We start from the raw sequence: 16,186 nt of genomic DNA on the forward strand, positions 1-16,186 counted from the left end.
GTAACTTACTTCTTGCCCAGGGTGACCTTGATCATCCGGTCGGGACTTTTGACTTCGCCGTTCTGGCCTTCGCCGCGCTTGATCTTGTCGACGTTCTCCATGCCGGAAACGACCTTGCCGACGACGGTGTACTGGCCGTTCAGGAAGGAACCGTCGGCGAACATGATGAAGAACTGCGAATTGGCGGAATTCGGATCCTGCGAACGGGCCATGCCGACCGTGCCGCGCACGAACGGGGTCTTGGAGAATTCGGCCGGAATGTCAGGCAGATCGGAAGAGCCGGTGCCGGCGAGGCTCGCATCGAAGCCCTTTTCCATATTGCCGTATTTGACGTCGCCGGTCTGAGCCATGAAACCGTCGATGACGCGGTGGAAAGCGACGTTGTCGTATTCGCCCTTCTTTGCCAGTGCTTCGATCTGGGCGACATGCTTCGGCGCCACCTCAGGCATCAACTGAATGACGACGGGGCCGTTCTTCAGCTGGATGGTGAGATAGTGATCGGCCGACTGGGCGAAGGCATCCCCGGCGAAGGAGGCGAGATACAGCACGCCGGCAAATGCGAGATAAAAGAGTTTCATATGAGCTCCATTGCGGCGGGTTCCGCCTTGTCTTTGCGCTTGCTAGTCTTTGTTCTGACTAGTTTGGGCGCTTGGATGTGAGGGCTTGCAAGACGGCGGCCGGCACGAAAGCGCTGACATCGCCGCCCATGGCGGCGATCTGGCGGACCAATGTGGCGGTAATGGGCCGCGAGGCCGTGCCCGCCGGCAAAAAGATGGTCTGGATATCGGGCGCCATCGTCCGGTTCATTCCGGCCATCTGCATTTCGTAATCAAGGTCGGTGCCGTCGCGAAGACCGCGGATCAACAGTGTTGCTCCATGGGTGCGGGCGGCATCGACGACCAGATTGTCGAAGGCGACGACGGTGATGTCACCGGTCTTGCCGGGCAGCGCTTCAGCCAGCGAACGGCGGATCAGCTCAGCTCTCTCTTCGAAGGAGAAGAGCGGCGCCTTGCCGGGATGGATGCCGATCGCGACGATCACCTTTTCGGCGACGTTCAGCGCCTGGACCAGAACATCCACATGCCCATTGGTGATCGGGTCGAAAGACCCCGGATAGAAAGCTGTCGTCATGTGACCAGACCGTTGATTTGACGCCTTTTGTCACGGATGCCGCTCTGCCGCAAGTGATTTGGGCAGGTCCGGCGAGAGTGCCGCGCGTCCATCCGGACACGCCAAGGACGTTCTATCATTTTGAATTGGCAGGCGGTTGAACGGCGGATGAATGGTCCGTTCAAGGCCGTTTCAGACAGGATCTGCTTTACTCGGATCATCAAATGCAGCCGATGCCATTCCGGCATCCGGCGCTTCCTGAAAGACCAAGTCCATGCTGATCGTGCTCGTTGCACTTGCCGTCGTTTCCTCCCTCGCCGCAGAGATGGCCTATGGTTATTTCGCCGATCGATATGAGGTGAGCTGGGTGCGGCCGGAGCTTGCCGAACATGCGGCGATCGTGCGCGCCCAGGGCCGGCTGCGCGAAAACGGGCTTCGAATCTGAACGCCAGATGAACGAGACATTCAAGGAGGCTTCAGATCGCCATTGGTAAACACCCCCTCAACATCCGCGGAACCATTTTCAAACGGATGCGTTCATTCAACCGACCCCATAGATGCGATCAGCGCGGCAGGAAGGACTAAAGATGCCCGGTAAGATTACGATGATTAACCTGCTCTGGATGGTAATGGTCACGGGCATGCTGACCGCAACTGTCGCTCTCTATGATCAGAAGGTCGATACGTCCAAGGTTTATGGTCCCTATGCTTCGGCCCGGACGGCCGTGCTGGGCCAGTACTGAGGGGCGAGAACGCAACTCCCCAGGAAAGGAATGCCTATGTTCACGATCTTGACAGTGCTCACCGCCCTCATCAGCGTGATGTTCATCGTGTCCGTGGCCTCGACGATCTCAGCGCTTCGGCGTGAAGGCGAAGAGGTGAAAGCTCTGAACGAAAAACATAGAGCATTCTGACCTTCCTCTCTGACCACCCACTTCCCACCCTCGAGCGGCACCCTTCCGTCGCCGGGGCCATTCAAAGCCGGATGCACCCAGCATCCGGCTTTTTCTTTGGGTGTGATCTGAGCCATCCCCGGGCTTGAGAAAAAATGGGCGGCTTGAAAAGAAAAGGGCGGCTCGAAGCCGCCCCCTTCATGTGATCATTCCCCGGCAGGCGCGGCCGGATCGCCATCGGCAACCGGGCCTTGATCGGTGGCGCCTTCATCGGTCGCAGGGGCGCCTTCGGCGACCTCGACAGCCTCTTCCGTCTCGTCTTCCTCCGGCTCGCTGATGCGCTCGACCGAAACAACCTTCTCGTCCTTGGCGGTGGAGAAGATGGTGACGCCCTTGGTGGCGCGGCTGGCGATGCGGATGCCGCCGACCGGCACGCGGATCAGTTGGCCACGATCGGAGACCAGCATGATCTGGTCGCCGTCATCAACAGGGAAGGCCGCGACCTGTTCGCCGATCTCGCCGGTTTTCGACGTGTCGGTGGCGCGGATGCCCTTGCCGCCGCGGCCGGAGATGCGGAAATCGTAGGAGGACGAACGCTTGCCGAAGCCTTTTTCCGAGACCGTCAACACGAACTGCTCGCGTGCCTTCAGCTCTTCATAACGCTCGTCGGAAAGCTGCCCCTCTTCGGTGACTTCTTCGCCAACCAGCGCAATATCCTCTTCATCCACGCCCGTCGCCCGACGCTCGGTGGCGGAACGCTTGAGATAGGCAGCACGCTCCCACGGCTCGGCATCGACATGACCGACGATGGTCATCGAGATGATGCGGTCGCCATCGCCGAGATTGATGCCGCGCACACCGATCGAGTTGCGGCCGGCAAAGACGCGGACGTCGTCGACGGAGAAGCGGATGCACTGACCGAGCGCCGTCGTCAGCAGCACGTCATCCTGATCCGTGCAGGTCTCGACGGAGAGGATTTCGTCGCCCTCCTCCTCGAGCTTCATGGCGATCTTGCCGTTGCGGTTGACCTGGACGAAGTCCGACAGCTTGTTGCGGCGAACCGTGCCGCGCGTCGTCGAGAACATGACGTCGAGATTGTCCCAGCTCGTCTCGTCCTCGGGCAAGGGCAGGATGGTGGTGATGCGCTCGCCGGGTGCGAGCGGCAGCATGTTGATCAGCGCCTTGCCGCGCGAGGTCGGCGTGCCGATCGGCAGGCGCCAGACCTTTTCCTTGTAGACGATGCCCCGCGAAGAGAAGAACAGGACCGGCGTATGGGTATTGACTACGAATAGCCGGCTAACGAAATCCTCGTCGCGGGTGGTCATGCCGGAGCGGCCCTTGCCGCCGCGGCGCTGGGCGCGGTAGGTGGTCAGGGGCACGCGCTTGATGTAACCGAGATGCGAGACGGTGACGACCATGTCTTCGCGGGCGATCAGATCCTCGTCGTCCATTTCGAGGCCGCCATCTACGATCTCGGTGCGGCGCGGCGTGCCGAACTCGTCGCGGACGGCGGTGAGTTCATCCTTGACGATGGTCTGAATGCGGACGCGCGAAGAAAGAATATCGAGGTAATCCTTGATTTCGTCGCCGATCTTGTTGAGTTCGTCGCCGATTTCGTCGCGGCCGAGGGCCGTCAGGCGGGCAAGGCGCAGTTCGAGGATGGCGCGGGCCTGTTCCTCGGAGAGATTGTAGGTCAGGTCGTCGTTGATGCGATGGCGTGGATCGTCGATCAGACGGATCAGGCTTTCGACATCTGCCGCCGGCCAGCGGCGGGTCATCAGCTCTTCGCGGGCCGACTGCGGATCGGGCGCCTGGCGGATGACGCGGATGACCTCGTCGATATTGGCGACGGCAATGGCGAGACCGACCAACACATGGGCGCGGTCGCGCGCCTTGCGCAGCAGAAATTTCGTTCTCCGGCTAACGACTTCTTCGCGGAAGGAGACGAAAGCGCGCAGCATATCGAGCAGCGTCAGCTGCTCGGGCTTGCCGCCGTTCAGCGCCACCATGTTGCAGCCGAAGGACGTCTGCAGCGGCGTGTAACGATAGAGCTGGTTGAGGATGACCTCGGCATTGGCGTCGCGCTTCAGCTCGACGACGACGCGATAACCCTGGCGGTCGGATTCGTCGCGCAGATCGGAGATGCCTTCGATGCGCTTGTCGCGCACCAATTCGGCCATCTTCTCGATCATCGTCGCCTTGTTCACCTGATAGGGAATCTCGGTGATGATGATCTGCTCGCGGTCGCCGCGCATCGGCTCGATGGCGGCGACGCCGCGCATGATGACGGAGCCGCGGCCGGTCTCGTAAGCCGAGCGGATGCCGGCACGGCCGAGGATCTTCGCACCCGTCGGGAAGTCGGGGCCAGGGATGATCTGCATCAGTTCCGGCAGCTCGATTGCCGGGTCGTCGATCAACGCGATGCAGCCGTCGATGACTTCAGAGAGATTGTGCGGCGGGATGTTCGTCGCCATGCCGACAGCGATGCCACCGGCGCCGTTAACGAGCAGGTTCGGAAACTTGGCGGGCACCACGACCGGCTCGGAGAGCGTGCCGTCGTAGTTGTCGCGGAAGTCGACGGTTTCCTTGTCGAGATCGTCGAGCAGCGAATGGGCAGCCTTTTCGAGGCGGCATTCGGTGTAACGTTCAGCCGCCGGCGGATCGCCATCGACCGAGCCGAAATTGCCCTGGCCGTCGATCAGCGGCAGACGCAGCGACCAGGGCTGCGCCATGCGGGCGAGCGCATCATAGATCGCAGTATTGCCGTGCGGATGGTATTTACCCATCACGTCACCGGTGACGCGGGCGCATTTGACGTATTTCTTGTTCCAGTCGATGCCGAGCTCGGACATGCCGTAGAGGATGCGCCGGTGCACGGGCTTCAGGCCGTCGCGCACGTCGGGCAGCGCGCGGCTGACGATGACGCTCATGGCGTAATCGAGATACGACCGCTGCATTTCCTCCATGATGGAGATGGGCTCGATGCCTGGCGGGAGCTTCCCGCCGCCGGGGGGTGTTTGCTCAGTCAAAACAGATCACGATCTCTTCTAGAATCACTTGAAGATTTATAGCGGAAAGCCTGTTCCCACGCCAATTTTCACAGCGCGTTTTGAACAGGCTTTTGCGGCTTAAAGAGGGTAAAACATATAAGTTGCGCGGCCGGACCGGACAAATCCGCCCCCGGCCGCCGCGGGAAATTTGCCAAATCGGAATCCCCGCTTCACAATCATAAAAACCAAGTGACTATATGGGGTTCCGGAGAGACGATGGCAAGCGCCGACCAATTGATCAACGCCTTCACGACGCTGCTCGTCACCATCGATCCGCCCGGTCTCGCACCGATCTTTCTGGGCCTGACGACAGGCATGAGCCGCAGTGAGCGCACACAGGTAGCGCTGCGTGGCTCGACCATCGCCTTCATCATTCTCGCCGTCTTCGCGCTGTTCGGCGCCGGCGTGCTCAGCGTGCTGGGGATTTCGATCGGCGCCTTCCGCATCGCCGGCGGGCTGCTCTTGTTCTGGATCGCCTTCGAGATGGTGTTCGAGAAGCGCCAGGACCGCAAGGAGAAGGCCACCGAGGTGGCGATCACCAAGGATCATATCGAAAATATCGCCGTCTTTCCCCTCGCCTTGCCGCTGATTGCCGGCCCGGGCGCGATCTCGGCGACGATCCTGCTTGCTGGAACGCTCGCCACCTCCGTCGGAAAAGCGCAACTGATCGGCGTTCTTGCTGCCAATCTGCTGCTGACCTTCCTCATGCTGCTCGTCGCCGAACGGCTGGACCGTTTCCTCGGCGTCACCGGCCGGGCGATCCTGACACGGCTTCTCGGCGTCATCCTCGCCGCCCTCGCCGCCCAGTTCGTCGTCGATGGCGCGAAATCGGCGCTCAATCTGATCAGCGCGACGCCGCATTGAGCGGTAAAAAATCACAGAGAGCACTGACGCCGTCTTTGGGACATCATGCTCCGAAGCACCGCCACCCGTGGGACCACCGGTCGGAACGGAAAAACAGAACATGGAGTGTAAACTGAAGGAGAGACAACGGATCAAATCGTCGCCTTCTACGAGAATATCTCGTGCTGAACGCGGGCTTGGTGGCTAAACGTGTTCCGAACCCTTACGGATTTGGACACGTACCACACCCACAAACCGGTGACGATGAACGCAGCTACGCTCGGTCCAACAACCTCGGCTTTCAGAAGTTGATTAACACTGACCCCCAGCACAGAGGAAACAAGTGCAAGATCGAGCACGAAGGCGACTGGGATGGCTATCCATTGATAGAAAAACAGCCTTGGAAACATTCTGTCCTTCTTAAACATAAACCAGATTACCACCACCTGAAGTATCACAAGGGCAAAACTTAAGGCCGCCTCGCCAACAGCCACCAATTCACCTCCTTCGACAGCACTATATTTAGCGTAAGTTTCCATCGAGCTCGCAACAGAAGCTAGTGTCTTAAGTAGCCCCATGACCTCTGCTATTGCTAAAAGCAGAAGCCACCCGCCGAAACTCGATGGACCGTTGACTGGGTCAGTTGTTCTCTTAGCTGATCGAACAGCAAACCAAATTGGCAATCCAAAAAATAGAAAAACGATTAACCAATGCCAAATAGAAAACGACCCCATCAGCGAATCCCCCGAAAGCCTGAAAAGATCACTACCCCGGATACAGTGATTCCGTCTATTCCCGACACCAGTTCTGACTGATCACAGCGCTTTTAAGTCGGCGACCATCTGGAACCAAGAAAATCACGCATAAGACCATTTGGCGACCCGCCGAACCGAGCCCGAGGGCAAAGAGGCCGGACAATTCCAGCATGCTCTTCCCGTGATTCTCCGAGGTCGGCGTACCTCACTTTAGAACGGGATATCGTCGTCGAGATCCCGCGAGAAATTGCCGCCGCCAGCGCCGCCGCGGCTCGGGGATGAAGAGGGAGCCGGCGCGCCGTAGTCGTCGCCATAATCATTGCCGCCGCTGCTGCCGCGGCCGCCGCCGAAACCGGAGCTGGCACCGCCGCCTTCACCGCGGCCATCGAGCATCGTCAGCGTCGAATTGAAGCCCTGCAGCACCACTTCGGTGCTGTAGCGGTCCTGGCCCTGCTGGTCCTGCCACTTGCGGGTCTGCAGCTGGCCTTCGATATAGAGCTTGGCGCCCTTCTTCACATATTGTTCGACAACCTTGCAGAGGCCTTCGTTGAAGACGACGACAGTGTGCCATTCGGTCTTTTCACGGCGCTCGCCGGAATTGCGGTCGCGCCAGGTCTCCGAGGTCGCGATACGAAGATTGGCGATCGGCCGGCCATCCTGAGTGCGGCGGATTTCGGGGTCTGCACCCACGTTTCCAACCAGAATTACCTTATTCACGCTACCAGCCATACTTCTCACCCTGCCTGCCGCCCTGCCCGGCGGCGTTTAATCGATCGGCGCACCTTAAACCATCACGGACCGCCGATGCGCATGGGCGGCATTTAATCCACATGTTTATCCATCAGAAGGCCGCATGCATTCATCAGGAATTTTGTTCTTTATTTGTTCTAGTTTATCCGTATGATCCTGTCAACAGAATCGAAAACCTTGAGCCTTCCCGGATATTCAGCCTCGACTCGCCCGTCGGCATCACTAAATAAGGGCTGTTATCCAGAAAACCAAAGCAGAGACGATGAGCGAACTGAAGACGATCTCCATCCGCGGCGCGCGCGAGCATAATCTCAAGAGCATCGATCTCGATCTGCCGCGTAACAAGCTGATCGTCATGACCGGGCTTTCAGGGTCCGGCAAATCCTCGCTCGCCTTCGACACGATCTACGCCGAAGGCCAGCGGCGTTATGTCGAGAGCCTGTCGGCCTATGCCCGGCAGTTCCTCGAAATGATGCAGAAGCCCGACGTCGACCAGATCGACGGGCTGTCGCCGGCGATCTCGATCGAGCAGAAGACCACCTCGCGCAATCCGCGCTCGACGGTCGGCACCGTCACCGAGATCTACGACTATATGCGCCTGCTCTTTGCCCGCGTCGGCGTTCCCTATTCGCCGGCGACCGGTCTGCCGATCGAGAGCCAGACCGTCAGCCAGATGGTCGACCGCATCCTCGATTTCGGCGAGGGCACCCGTCTTTATATTCTTGCGCCGCTCGTGCGCGGACGCAAGGGCGAATACAAGAAGGAACTGGCCGAGCTGATGAAGAAGGGCTTCCAGCGCGTCAAGGTCGACGGCCAGTTCTACGAGATCGCCGAGGCGCCGGTGCTCGACAAGAAATACAAGCATGACATCGACGTGGTGGTCGACCGCATCGTCGTGCGCTCGGATGTCTCGGCGCGTCTGGCGGACAGCCTGGAGACCTGCCTGAAGCTTGCCGACGGGCTGGCGGTCGCCGAATTCGCCGACAAGCCGCTGCCGCCGGAAGAGACGTCGGCCGGCGGCTCGGCCAACAAGTCGCTGAACGAGACGCATGAACGCGTGCTGTTTTCGGAGAAGTTCGCCTGCCCTGTCTCGGGCTTCACCATTCCCGAGATCGAGCCGCGGCTGTTTTCCTTCAACAATCCCTTCGGCGCCTGCCCGACCTGCGACGGCCTCGGCGCCCAGCAGAAAATCGATCCGGACCTGATCGTGCCCGAACCCGAACGGACGCTGCGCGACGGGGCGATCGCGCCCTGGGCGAAGTCGACCTCGCCCTATTACAATCAGACGCTGGAAGCGCTCGGCAAACATTACGGCTTCAAGCTCGGCACCCGCTGGAACGAGCTTTCCGACGAGGCCAAGGACGTTATCCTCAACGGCACCAACGACAAGATCGAATTCCATTATGCCGATGGCGCCCGTTCCTACACGACGCAGAAGAATTTCGAGGGCATCATCACCAATCTCGAGCGCCGCTGGAAGGAGACCGATTCCGCCTGGGCGCGCGAGGATATCGAGCGCTTCATGTCGGCCGCCCCATGCCCTTCCTGCAACGGATTCCGCCTGAAGCCTGAGGCCTTGGCGGTGAAGATCGACACGCTGCATATCGGCGAAGTGACCGGGATGTCGATCCGCGTTGCCCGCGACTGGTTCGAGGCGCTGCCGGCAAGCTTCAATGCCAAGCAGAACGAGATCGCCGTGCGCATCCTCAAGGAAATCCGCGACCGCCTGCGCTTCCTCAACGATGTCGGCCTGGAATATCTCAGCCTGTCGCGCAATTCCGGCACGCTGTCGGGCGGCGAGAGCCAGCGCATCCGGCTTGCCTCGCAGATCGGCTCAGGGCTGACAGGCGTCCTCTACGTGCTCGACGAACCGTCGATCGGCCTGCATCAGCGCGACAATGCCCGGCTGCTCGACACGCTGAAGCACCTGCGCGACATCGGCAACACCGTCATCGTCGTCGAACATGACGAGGATGCGATCCTGACGGCCGACGACGTGGTCGACATCGGCCCGGCTGCCGGCATTCACGGCGGCCAGGTCATCGCCCATGGCACGCCGCAGGACATCATGGACAGTCCGAACTCGCTGACCGGCAAATATCTCTCGGGCGAACTCGGCGTTCCCGTTCCCGATGAACGCCGCAAGCCGAAAAAGGGCCGCGAGATCAAGGTGGTCGGCGCGCGCGGCAACAATCTGAAGAACGTCACGGCATCGATCCCGCTCGGGGTGTTCACGGCGGTGACCGGTGTTTCCGGCGGCGGCAAGTCCACCTTCCTGATCGAAACGCTCTATAAGTCGGCAGCGCGCCGCGTCATGGGCGCACGTGAAAACCCGGCCGATCACGACCGCATCGACGGTTTCGAGCATATCGACAAGGTGATCGACATCGACCAGTCGCCGATCGGCCGCACGCCGCGCTCGAACCCGGCGACCTATACCGGCGCCTTCACGCCGATCCGCGACTGGTTCGCCGGCCTGCCGGAGGCAAAGGCCCGCGGCTACCAGCCGGGCCGCTTCTCCTTCAACGTCAAGGGCGGACGCTGCGAGGCCTGCCAGGGCGACGGCGTCATCAAGATCGAGATGCACTTCCTGCCCGATGTCTACGTCACCTGCGATGTCTGCCATGGCAAGCGTTACAACAGAGAGACGCTCGACGTCACCTTCAAGCACAAGTCGATCGCCGACGTGCTCGACATGACGGTGGAGGAAGGCGTCGATTTCTTCGCGGCGGTGCCCGCCGTGCGCGACAAGCTGCAATCGCTGAAGGATGTCGGCCTCGGTTACATCAAGGTCGGCCAGCAGGCCAATACGCTCTCGGGCGGCGAAGCGCAGCGCGTCAAGCTTGCCAAGGAACTGTCGAAACGCTCGACGGGACGCACGCTCTACATTCTCGACGAGCCGACGACCGGCCTGCATTTCCACGACGTGGCCAAGCTGCTCGAAATGCTGCACGAACTGGTCAACCAGGGCAATTCGGTGGTGGTGATCGAGCACAATCTCGAAGTCATCAAGACCGCCGACTGGGTGCTCGATTTCGGCCCCGAAGGCGGCGATGGCGGCGGCGAGATCGTCGCGACCGGCACGCCGGAAGCGATCGTCAAGGAAAAGCGCTCCTATACCGGACACTTCCTGAAGGAATTGCTGGAACGGCGGCCGGCGAAGAAGGCGGTTGCGGCGGAATGACGATGAGGCCAGCGTCGCCCGATGATCTGGAAATGATCGCGACGCTGACAGCTGCCGCCTATCGGCCCTATACCGAACTCTTCGGCGCTGCGCCGATCCCGGTGACGGAGGATTACGCGCCGCGCATCGAACGCGGCGAGGTCTGGCTGCGCGAGGTCGGCGACGAAACGGCCGGCCTGGTGGTGGTCGAGCAGCATTCCGATCACCTCATGCTGTTCAGCATCGCGGTCTCGCCGGCCTTTCAGGGCGGCGGGCACGGGTTGGCGATGCTGCGCTGGCTGGAGGGCAAGGCGCGGGAATGGGCAGTGCCGGAAATCCGGCTCTACACGAATGCGCGGATGGAGCGGAACATCGCGCTCTATCGCGCCTTCGGTTTTCAGGAAACGGGTCGTCGGCCGAGCCCTTATCGGCCAGGATGGACGCTCGTCGACATGACGAAAGAAATCGATGCGGCCTGAGCGGCTGCCAACGGGGAGGACGACATGACGAAATCCGGCACTATCCGCACCGGCATCGGCGGCTGGACCTTCGAGCCCTGGCGCGGGCATTTCTTTCCTGATGACCTGAAACAGAAAGACGAGTTGAATTATGCCAGCCGCCAGCTGAAGGTCATCGAGGTCAACGGCACCTATTACAGCACCCAGAAGCCTGCAGTCTTCGCCAAATGGGCGGCAGACGTGCCCGATGGCTTCATCTTTTCGCTGAAGGCGACGCGTTTCGTCACCAATCGGCGGGTGCTTGCCGAAGCCGGTGAATCGATGGAGCGGTTCCTGACATCGGGTATCAGCGAACTCGGCGATCATCTTGGGCCGCTGCTCTGGCAATTTGCGCCGACGAAGAAGTTCGATCCGGAAGATTTCGAGGCCTTCCTGAAGCTGCTGCCGGCAAAACAGGACGGGCTGGCGCTGCGCCACGTGGTCGAGGTGCGGCACGATTCCTTCAAGGTGCCGGAATTCGTGGGCCTGCTGGCGAAATATGGGGTGGCGCCTGTTTGTGCCGAACATTTCGAATATCCGATGATCGCCGACGTCACGGCGGATTTCGTCTATGCCAGGCTGCAGAAGGGATCGGACGATATTGCCACCTGCTATCCGGACAAGGAGCTGAAGGCCTGGGCAAAGCGACTGGAGACCTGGGCCGAAGGCAAGATCCCCGATGACCTGCCGCTGATCGATGCCGATCGCAAAGTGAAGACCGAGCCGCGCGACGTCTTCGCCTTCATGATCCATGAGGGTAAGGTCAATGCGCCACACGGAGCGATCGCCCTGCAGCAAGCGCTGGCGAAATAAGCTTGGTGAGACTTGGCCCGGGGCTCAAAGCACCGGCGGCCCGAAGCTGAAGCATCGGGCGGGCTAAAGCGGCAAGACGTGGGTGGCAAGCTCCTCCGCCGTCAACCCCTTGCCGGCGCGTTGGCCGGCCTCGCCATGCAGCCAGACGCCGGCCGCCGCGGCCTCGAAGGTCGGCAAGCCCTGGGCGAGCAATCCGCCGATGATGCCGGCGAGCACATCGCCGGAACCGGCGGTGGCAAGCCAGACCGGGGCATTGGTATTGATGAGCGCACGTCCATCCGGCGCGGCGATGACAGTATCGGCCCCCTTGTAAACGATCGCTGCATTGGCGCGGCGGGCAGCAGCGACAGCCTTGTCCACCTTGCCGAGCGCATCATCGCTGCCGATATCGGGAAAGAGCCGCGCGAATTCACCCTCGTGCGGCGTCAGCACCAGACGCGGCTCACCGCGGAAAAGATCAAACAATTGTTGCGGATCGTCCTTGAACGAGGAGATGCCGTCGGCATCGAGCACCAGATGGCGATCGGCAAGAGCGGAGACGAAGCCGCGCGCCCTGGCGCCGATGCCAAACCCGGGGCCGAGAACGAAAGTCTGCAGCCGCTTGTCGGTGAGCCAGCCGCCGAGGTCGACCTCGTCGTCGATGGCATGCAGCATGACGGCGGTGAGATGCGCCGCATTGGCGGAGATCGCCGCGCGGGGAGCGGCGATCGTGACCAGGCCGGCGCCGGCCTTCAGGCCCGCGGTCGCCGACATGCGCGCAGCACCCGTCTTGTCCGCCTCGCCCGAGAACACGACCAGATGACCGCGCTTGTATTTGTGGGTTTCCAGCTGCTCGGCCGGCAGCAGACCCTTCCAGGCATCGGGCGTGTTCTCGGCGATAAGACCGGCAGCCTCAGCGCGGATGATGCGGGCGGGAATGCCGATATCGAAAACCTCCAATTCATTACAAAGCTCCCGGCCCGGCATCAGCAGATGGCCGGGCTTACGCGTCATGAAGGTGACGGTGCTGCAGGCCTGGAAGGCAGCCCCCAGCACCTTGCCGGTGCGGCCATCGAGGCCGGAGGGCAGATCGATGGCGAGCACCGGACGACCGGCCGCGGTGACGCGTCCGATCAGCGCGCGCACTTCGACCGGGACCTCGCGGCCGAGCCCCGCCCCAAACAGACCGTCGATAACGACATCGCCGGTTTCGGGTTGGTAGATGCCGAGTTCCAGTCCCTTAAGCGCGCAGCCGGCTCGGGCACGGGCGGCATCGCCCTTCAGCTTCGCGGGATCACCCAGATGGAACAGCGCCACCGCCGCTCCGCTTTGCTGCAGATGTCGTGCCGCGACATAGGCGTCGCCGCCATTGTTGCCGGGACCGCAAAGCACGACGAAACGAAAAGCGTCGGGATGACGTCGCAGCGCGGCAGCTGCAACCGCGGCACCCGCCTTCTCCATCAGGCCGAAGGAATCGATGCCGGATGCGGCAGCAGCGGCATCGACGGCAGCCATTTCGGCAGGCGTCAGGAGGAGCTGGGACAGATCTTTACTCATCATCCTATTCAATCGAAAAACGCCTAAAAAACAACCGCCTGAAACATCAAAGTGAAGGACTCATTTTAGGCATTTGCATATATTTTAATCTTTCAGATCCGTGTATTCGCAGTTGCGAAAATACCTGACTTTTTCGGTTTCGGATGTGTTTTTGATCAGAGACAATGTTTTTCCACCTGTTCCGTCACCAAAACGACATGAAATTCCCCGCAAACGCGGCTGTTTCGACAAAATCGACGCCTTTTTTCGATAAGATGGATTTCAAACTGGCACGATATCTGCATCATATCCGGCGAGCGGGAAAATTCCTGCCATAACGGGAGAAGCGGAGAGACATTTTCTCATGAAAAAGATCGAAGCGATCATTAAGCCTTTCAAGCTGGACGAAGTGAAGGAAGCCCTTCAGGAAGTCGGCCTGCAGGGTATCACAGTCACGGAAGCCAAGGGTTTCGGCCGTCAGAAGGGCCACACGGAACTCTACCGCGGAGCCGAATACGTCGTCGATTTCCTGCCGAAGGTAAAAGTCGAGGTCGTGCTGGCCGACGAGAACGCGGAGGCCGTCATCGACGCGATCCGCAAGGCGGCGCAGACCGGCCGCATCGGCGACGGAAAGATCTTTGTCTCCAACGTCGAAGAGGTTATCCGCATCCGTACCGGCGAGACCGGCATCGATGCCATCTGACCACTTTGCCAATTGCGCAAAGTCCGTTACCGTCACCGCCGACCTACACCGTCATCGCAAATCGGAGGAAACTAATTAATGGCGACCGCAAGCGAAATTCTGAAGCAGATCAAGGAAAACGACGTCAAGTTCGTCGATCTGCGTTTCACCGACCCGAAGGGCAAGCTGCAGCATGTGACGATGGACGTCGTCTGCGTCGATGAGGACATGTTCGCCGACGGCGTGATGTTCGACGGCTCCTCGATCGGCGGCTGGAAGGCCATCAACGAGTCCGACATGGTGCTGATGCCCGATACCGAGACGGTGCATATGGACCCGTTCTTCGCTCAGTCGACCATGGTCATCATGTGCGATATCCTCGATCCGGTTTCCGGCGAGGCCTATAACCGCGATCCGCGCGGCACCGCCAAGAAGGCCGAAGCCTACCTCAAGGCATCCGGCATCGGCGACACGATCTTCGTCGGCCCGGAAGCCGAGTTCTTCGTCTTCGACGACGTCAAGTACAAGGCCGATCCCTACAATACCGGCTTCAAGCTCGATTCGACCGAACTGCCGTCGAACGACGACACCGATTACGAAACCGGCAACCTCGGCCATCGCCCGCGCGTCAAGGGCGGCTATTTCCCGGTTCCTCCGGTCGACAGCGCCCAGGACATGCGTTCGGAAATGCTGACGGTGCTCTCCGAGATGGGCGTCGTCGTCGAAAAGCATCACCATGAAGTCGCTGCCGCCCAGCACGAACTCGGCATCAAGTTCGATACGCTGGTGCGCAACGCCGACAAGATGCAGATCTACAAATATGTCGTGCATCAGGTGGCCAATGCCTACGGCAAGACGGCGACCTTCATGCCGAAGCCGATCTTCGGCGACAACGGCTCGGGCATGCACGTGCACCAGTCGATCTGGAAGGGTGGCAAGCCGACCTTTGCCGGCGACGAATATGCAGGCCTCTCCGAGAGCTGCCTGTTCTACATCGGTGGCATCATCAAGCATGCCAAGGCGATCAACGCTTTCACCAACCCGTCGACGAACTCCTACAAGCGTCTCGTCCCGGGTTACGAAGCACCGGTGCTGCTCGCCTATTCGGCCCGCAACCGCTCGGCCTCCTGCCGCATTCCGTTCGGCTCCAACCCGAAGGCCAAGCGCGTCGAAGTCCGTTTCCCCGATCCGACCGCCAACCCCTATCTCGCCTTCGCCGCTATGCTGATGGCCGGCCTCGACGGCATCAAGAACAAGATCCATCCCGGCAAGGCCATGGACAAGGATCTCTACGACCTGCCGCCGAAGGAATTGAAGAAGATTCCGACTGTCTGCGGCTCACTGCGCGAAGCGCTCGAAAGCCTCGACAAGGACCGCAAGTTCCTGACAGCCGGCGGCGTTTTCGACGACGACCAGATCGATGCCTTCATCGAGCTGAAGATGGCCGAGGTGATGCGTTTCGAAATGACGCCGCATCCGGTCGAATACGACATGTACTATTCAGCCTGATCGGCTGCGAAGACCGAAAGTCCCGGTTCGCCGGGGCTTTCACCTCCCAGGTCATGGACGCCACCACAGCGCCGCGCGGCTTTGAGACGCGCAAAAGACGCTGTAGCACTTGGAGTGCTGCATAATTTTGTCCCTAAATCCTTTCCGATTTAAGGAATTATGCAGTAGGAGGATATGACGTTCATGTGACGAACTCGCGCACAAATCTTGATTTGCGCGACACCAATCACCAAATTCGGTGATGAAAGGAAGTCGTACCATGAAAGAAAGAGTAGCAAAGTTCAGCATTGGCGAAGTGGTTCGGCACAAGGTTTTTCCGTTTCGCGGCGTCATCTTCGACGTTGATCCGGAGTTCGCGAATACGGAGGAATGGTGGAATTCCATTCCGGCCGAGGTGCGCCCGAGCAGGGACCAACCCTTCTATCACCTGCTCGCCGAAAATGATGAAAGCGAATATGTCGCTTATGTCTCCGAGCAGAACCTGATGAATGACGAAAGCGGCGCGCCGCTTCGCAACCCACAGATCTACCAGATTTTCGATCAGGCCCCGTCAGGGCAGTTCAAACCCAAGATGAGCTTCGCCCACTAAATCAGGCTGACCGCCGC

At 60.3% G+C, this 16,186-nt stretch carries 16 protein-coding genes; 10 read left to right on the forward strand and 6 right to left on the reverse strand.

Going from position 1 to position 16,186, the window contains the following annotated elements; translation table 11 throughout:
- Window positions 1-5 precede the first annotated feature (5 nt).
- The gene (locus FHT75_RS15560) at window positions 6-578 is read right to left on the reverse strand and encodes a peptidylprolyl isomerase (protein ID WP_028756878.1); all 573 of its coding nucleotides are present in this window, start codon (window positions 576-578) and stop codon (window positions 6-8) included.
- Between the two features lie 58 nt (window positions 579-636).
- The gene (coaD, locus tag FHT75_RS15565; RefSeq protein ID WP_003539657.1) at window positions 637-1,131 is read right to left on the reverse strand and encodes a pantetheine-phosphate adenylyltransferase; all 495 of its coding nucleotides are present in this window, start codon (window positions 1,129-1,131) and stop codon (window positions 637-639) included.
- Window positions 1,132-1,384: 253 nt separating this feature from the next.
- Between coaD and FHT75_RS35850 the strand changes: the two genes are divergently transcribed.
- The 3 genes from FHT75_RS35850 (at window position 1,385) to FHT75_RS36270 (ending at window position 2,024) form a co-directional block, all read left to right on the forward strand.
- Complete coding sequence (locus FHT75_RS35850; RefSeq protein WP_244604870.1) at window positions 1,385-1,555, forward strand: hypothetical protein; 171 nt, start codon at window positions 1,385-1,387, stop codon at window positions 1,553-1,555.
- Window positions 1,556-1,697: 142 nt separating this feature from the next.
- Complete coding sequence (locus FHT75_RS15575) at window positions 1,698-1,853, forward strand: hypothetical protein (protein WP_164735989.1); 156 nt, start codon at window positions 1,698-1,700, stop codon at window positions 1,851-1,853.
- 36 nt (window positions 1,854-1,889) lie between these two features.
- Window positions 1,890-2,024, forward strand: a complete 135-nt coding sequence (locus tag FHT75_RS36270; protein ID WP_018445350.1) for a hypothetical protein — start codon at window positions 1,890-1,892, stop codon at window positions 2,022-2,024.
- A 185-nt stretch (window positions 2,025-2,209) separates the two neighbouring features.
- Here FHT75_RS36270 and gyrA read toward each other — a convergent pair whose 3' ends face one another.
- On the reverse strand, window positions 2,210-5,032 hold the full coding sequence (gene gyrA / locus FHT75_RS15580) for a DNA gyrase subunit A (protein WP_028756877.1): 2,823 nt from the start codon (window positions 5,030-5,032) through the stop codon (window positions 2,210-2,212).
- 237 nt (window positions 5,033-5,269) lie between these two features.
- Here gyrA and FHT75_RS15585 point away from each other — a divergent pair, with 237 nt between their 5' ends.
- Complete coding sequence (locus FHT75_RS15585; protein ID WP_018242015.1) at window positions 5,270-5,917, forward strand: MarC family protein; 648 nt, start codon at window positions 5,270-5,272, stop codon at window positions 5,915-5,917.
- Between the two features lie 146 nt (window positions 5,918-6,063).
- On the opposite strand, the gene FHT75_RS15590 is transcribed toward FHT75_RS15585, so the two are convergent.
- Complete coding sequence (locus FHT75_RS15590) at window positions 6,064-6,630, reverse strand: DUF2569 family protein (protein ID WP_183845048.1); 567 nt, start codon at window positions 6,628-6,630, stop codon at window positions 6,064-6,066.
- A 231-nt stretch (window positions 6,631-6,861) separates the two neighbouring features.
- Entirely contained in the window at window positions 6,862-7,380 is a 519-nt protein-coding gene (locus tag FHT75_RS15595) for a single-stranded DNA-binding protein (RefSeq protein WP_025554957.1), read from the reverse strand.
- A 283-nt stretch (window positions 7,381-7,663) separates the two neighbouring features.
- On the opposite strand from FHT75_RS15595, the gene uvrA reads away from it, so the two are divergent.
- Genes uvrA through FHT75_RS15610 form a run of 3 tightly spaced genes read left to right on the forward strand, consistent with a single transcriptional unit; the run spans window position 7,664 to window position 11,874 of the window.
- The gene (gene uvrA, locus FHT75_RS15600) at window positions 7,664-10,585 is read left to right on the forward strand and encodes an excinuclease ABC subunit UvrA (RefSeq protein WP_063475577.1); all 2,922 of its coding nucleotides are present in this window, start codon (window positions 7,664-7,666) and stop codon (window positions 10,583-10,585) included.
- Window positions 10,582-11,043 (forward strand): GNAT family N-acetyltransferase, encoded by a 462-nt coding sequence (locus FHT75_RS15605; protein WP_028756885.1) that lies wholly within the window; start codon window positions 10,582-10,584, stop codon window positions 11,041-11,043. The genes uvrA and FHT75_RS15605 overlap by 4 nt, the downstream gene beginning before the upstream one ends.
- Window positions 11,044-11,067: 24 nt before the next feature.
- A complete protein-coding gene (locus tag FHT75_RS15610; RefSeq protein WP_028756886.1) occupies window positions 11,068-11,874 on the forward strand; it encodes a DUF72 domain-containing protein in 807 nt (268 codons plus the stop codon).
- Between the two features lie 63 nt (window positions 11,875-11,937).
- On the opposite strand, the gene FHT75_RS15615 is transcribed toward FHT75_RS15610, so the two are convergent.
- The gene (locus FHT75_RS15615; RefSeq protein ID WP_063475576.1) at window positions 11,938-13,410 is read right to left on the reverse strand and encodes a bifunctional ADP-dependent NAD(P)H-hydrate dehydratase/NAD(P)H-hydrate epimerase; all 1,473 of its coding nucleotides are present in this window, start codon (window positions 13,408-13,410) and stop codon (window positions 11,938-11,940) included.
- 343 nt (window positions 13,411-13,753) lie between these two features.
- Here FHT75_RS15615 and FHT75_RS15620 point away from each other — a divergent pair, with 343 nt between their 5' ends.
- The 3 genes from FHT75_RS15620 to hspQ all read left to right on the forward strand — a co-directional run bounded on the left by FHT75_RS15620 (window position 13,754) and on the right by hspQ (window position 16,169).
- Entirely contained in the window at window positions 13,754-14,092 is a 339-nt protein-coding gene (locus FHT75_RS15620; RefSeq protein WP_003539626.1) for a P-II family nitrogen regulator, read from the forward strand.
- Between the two features lie 78 nt (window positions 14,093-14,170).
- Window positions 14,171-15,580, forward strand: coding sequence for a type I glutamate--ammonia ligase (glnA, locus tag FHT75_RS15625; protein ID WP_028756888.1), 1,410 nt, complete (start codon window positions 14,171-14,173; stop codon window positions 15,578-15,580).
- A 259-nt stretch (window positions 15,581-15,839) separates the two neighbouring features.
- Window positions 15,840-16,169, forward strand: coding sequence for a heat shock protein HspQ (hspQ, locus tag FHT75_RS15630; protein ID WP_063475575.1), 330 nt, complete (start codon window positions 15,840-15,842; stop codon window positions 16,167-16,169).
- Window positions 16,170-16,186: the final 17 nt, after the last annotated feature.

Source organism: Rhizobium sp. BK112, from assembly GCF_014193215.1.
Lineage (GTDB): Bacteria > Pseudomonadota > Alphaproteobacteria > Rhizobiales > Rhizobiaceae > Rhizobium > Rhizobium anhuiense.

Coding starts and splice junctions, on each gene's coding strand:
- FHT75_RS15620 (WP_003539626.1), top strand. CDS start 13,754: ATGAAAAAGATCGAAGCGATCATTAAGCCTTTCAAGCTGGACGAAGTG.
- FHT75_RS15610 (WP_028756886.1), top strand. CDS start 11,068: ATGACGAAATCCGGCACTATCCGCACCGGCATCGGCGGCTGGACCTTC.
- FHT75_RS15560 (WP_028756878.1), bottom strand. CDS start 578: ATGAAACTCTTTTATCTCGCATTTGCCGGCGTGCTGTATCTCGCCTCC.
- FHT75_RS15585 (WP_018242015.1), top strand. CDS start 5,270: ATGGCAAGCGCCGACCAATTGATCAACGCCTTCACGACGCTGCTCGTC.
- FHT75_RS15595 (WP_025554957.1), bottom strand. CDS start 7,380: ATGGCTGGTAGCGTGAATAAGGTAATTCTGGTTGGAAACGTGGGTGCA.
- FHT75_RS35850 (WP_244604870.1), top strand. CDS start 1,385: ATGCTGATCGTGCTCGTTGCACTTGCCGTCGTTTCCTCCCTCGCCGCA.
- FHT75_RS15590 (WP_183845048.1), bottom strand. CDS start 6,630: ATGGGGTCGTTTTCTATTTGGCATTGGTTAATCGTTTTTCTATTTTTT.
- FHT75_RS15575 (WP_164735989.1), top strand. CDS start 1,698: ATGCCCGGTAAGATTACGATGATTAACCTGCTCTGGATGGTAATGGTC.
- hspQ (WP_063475575.1), top strand. CDS start 15,840: ATGAAAGAAAGAGTAGCAAAGTTCAGCATTGGCGAAGTGGTTCGGCAC.
- coaD (WP_003539657.1), bottom strand. CDS start 1,131: ATGACGACAGCTTTCTATCCGGGGTCTTTCGACCCGATCACCAATGGG.
- FHT75_RS15615 (WP_063475576.1), bottom strand. CDS start 13,410: ATGAGTAAAGATCTGTCCCAGCTCCTCCTGACGCCTGCCGAAATGGCT.
- uvrA (WP_063475577.1), top strand. CDS start 7,664: ATGAGCGAACTGAAGACGATCTCCATCCGCGGCGCGCGCGAGCATAAT.
- glnA (WP_028756888.1), top strand. CDS start 14,171: ATGGCGACCGCAAGCGAAATTCTGAAGCAGATCAAGGAAAACGACGTC.
- FHT75_RS36270 (WP_018445350.1), top strand. CDS start 1,890: ATGTTCACGATCTTGACAGTGCTCACCGCCCTCATCAGCGTGATGTTC.
- FHT75_RS15605 (WP_028756885.1), top strand. CDS start 10,582: ATGACGATGAGGCCAGCGTCGCCCGATGATCTGGAAATGATCGCGACG.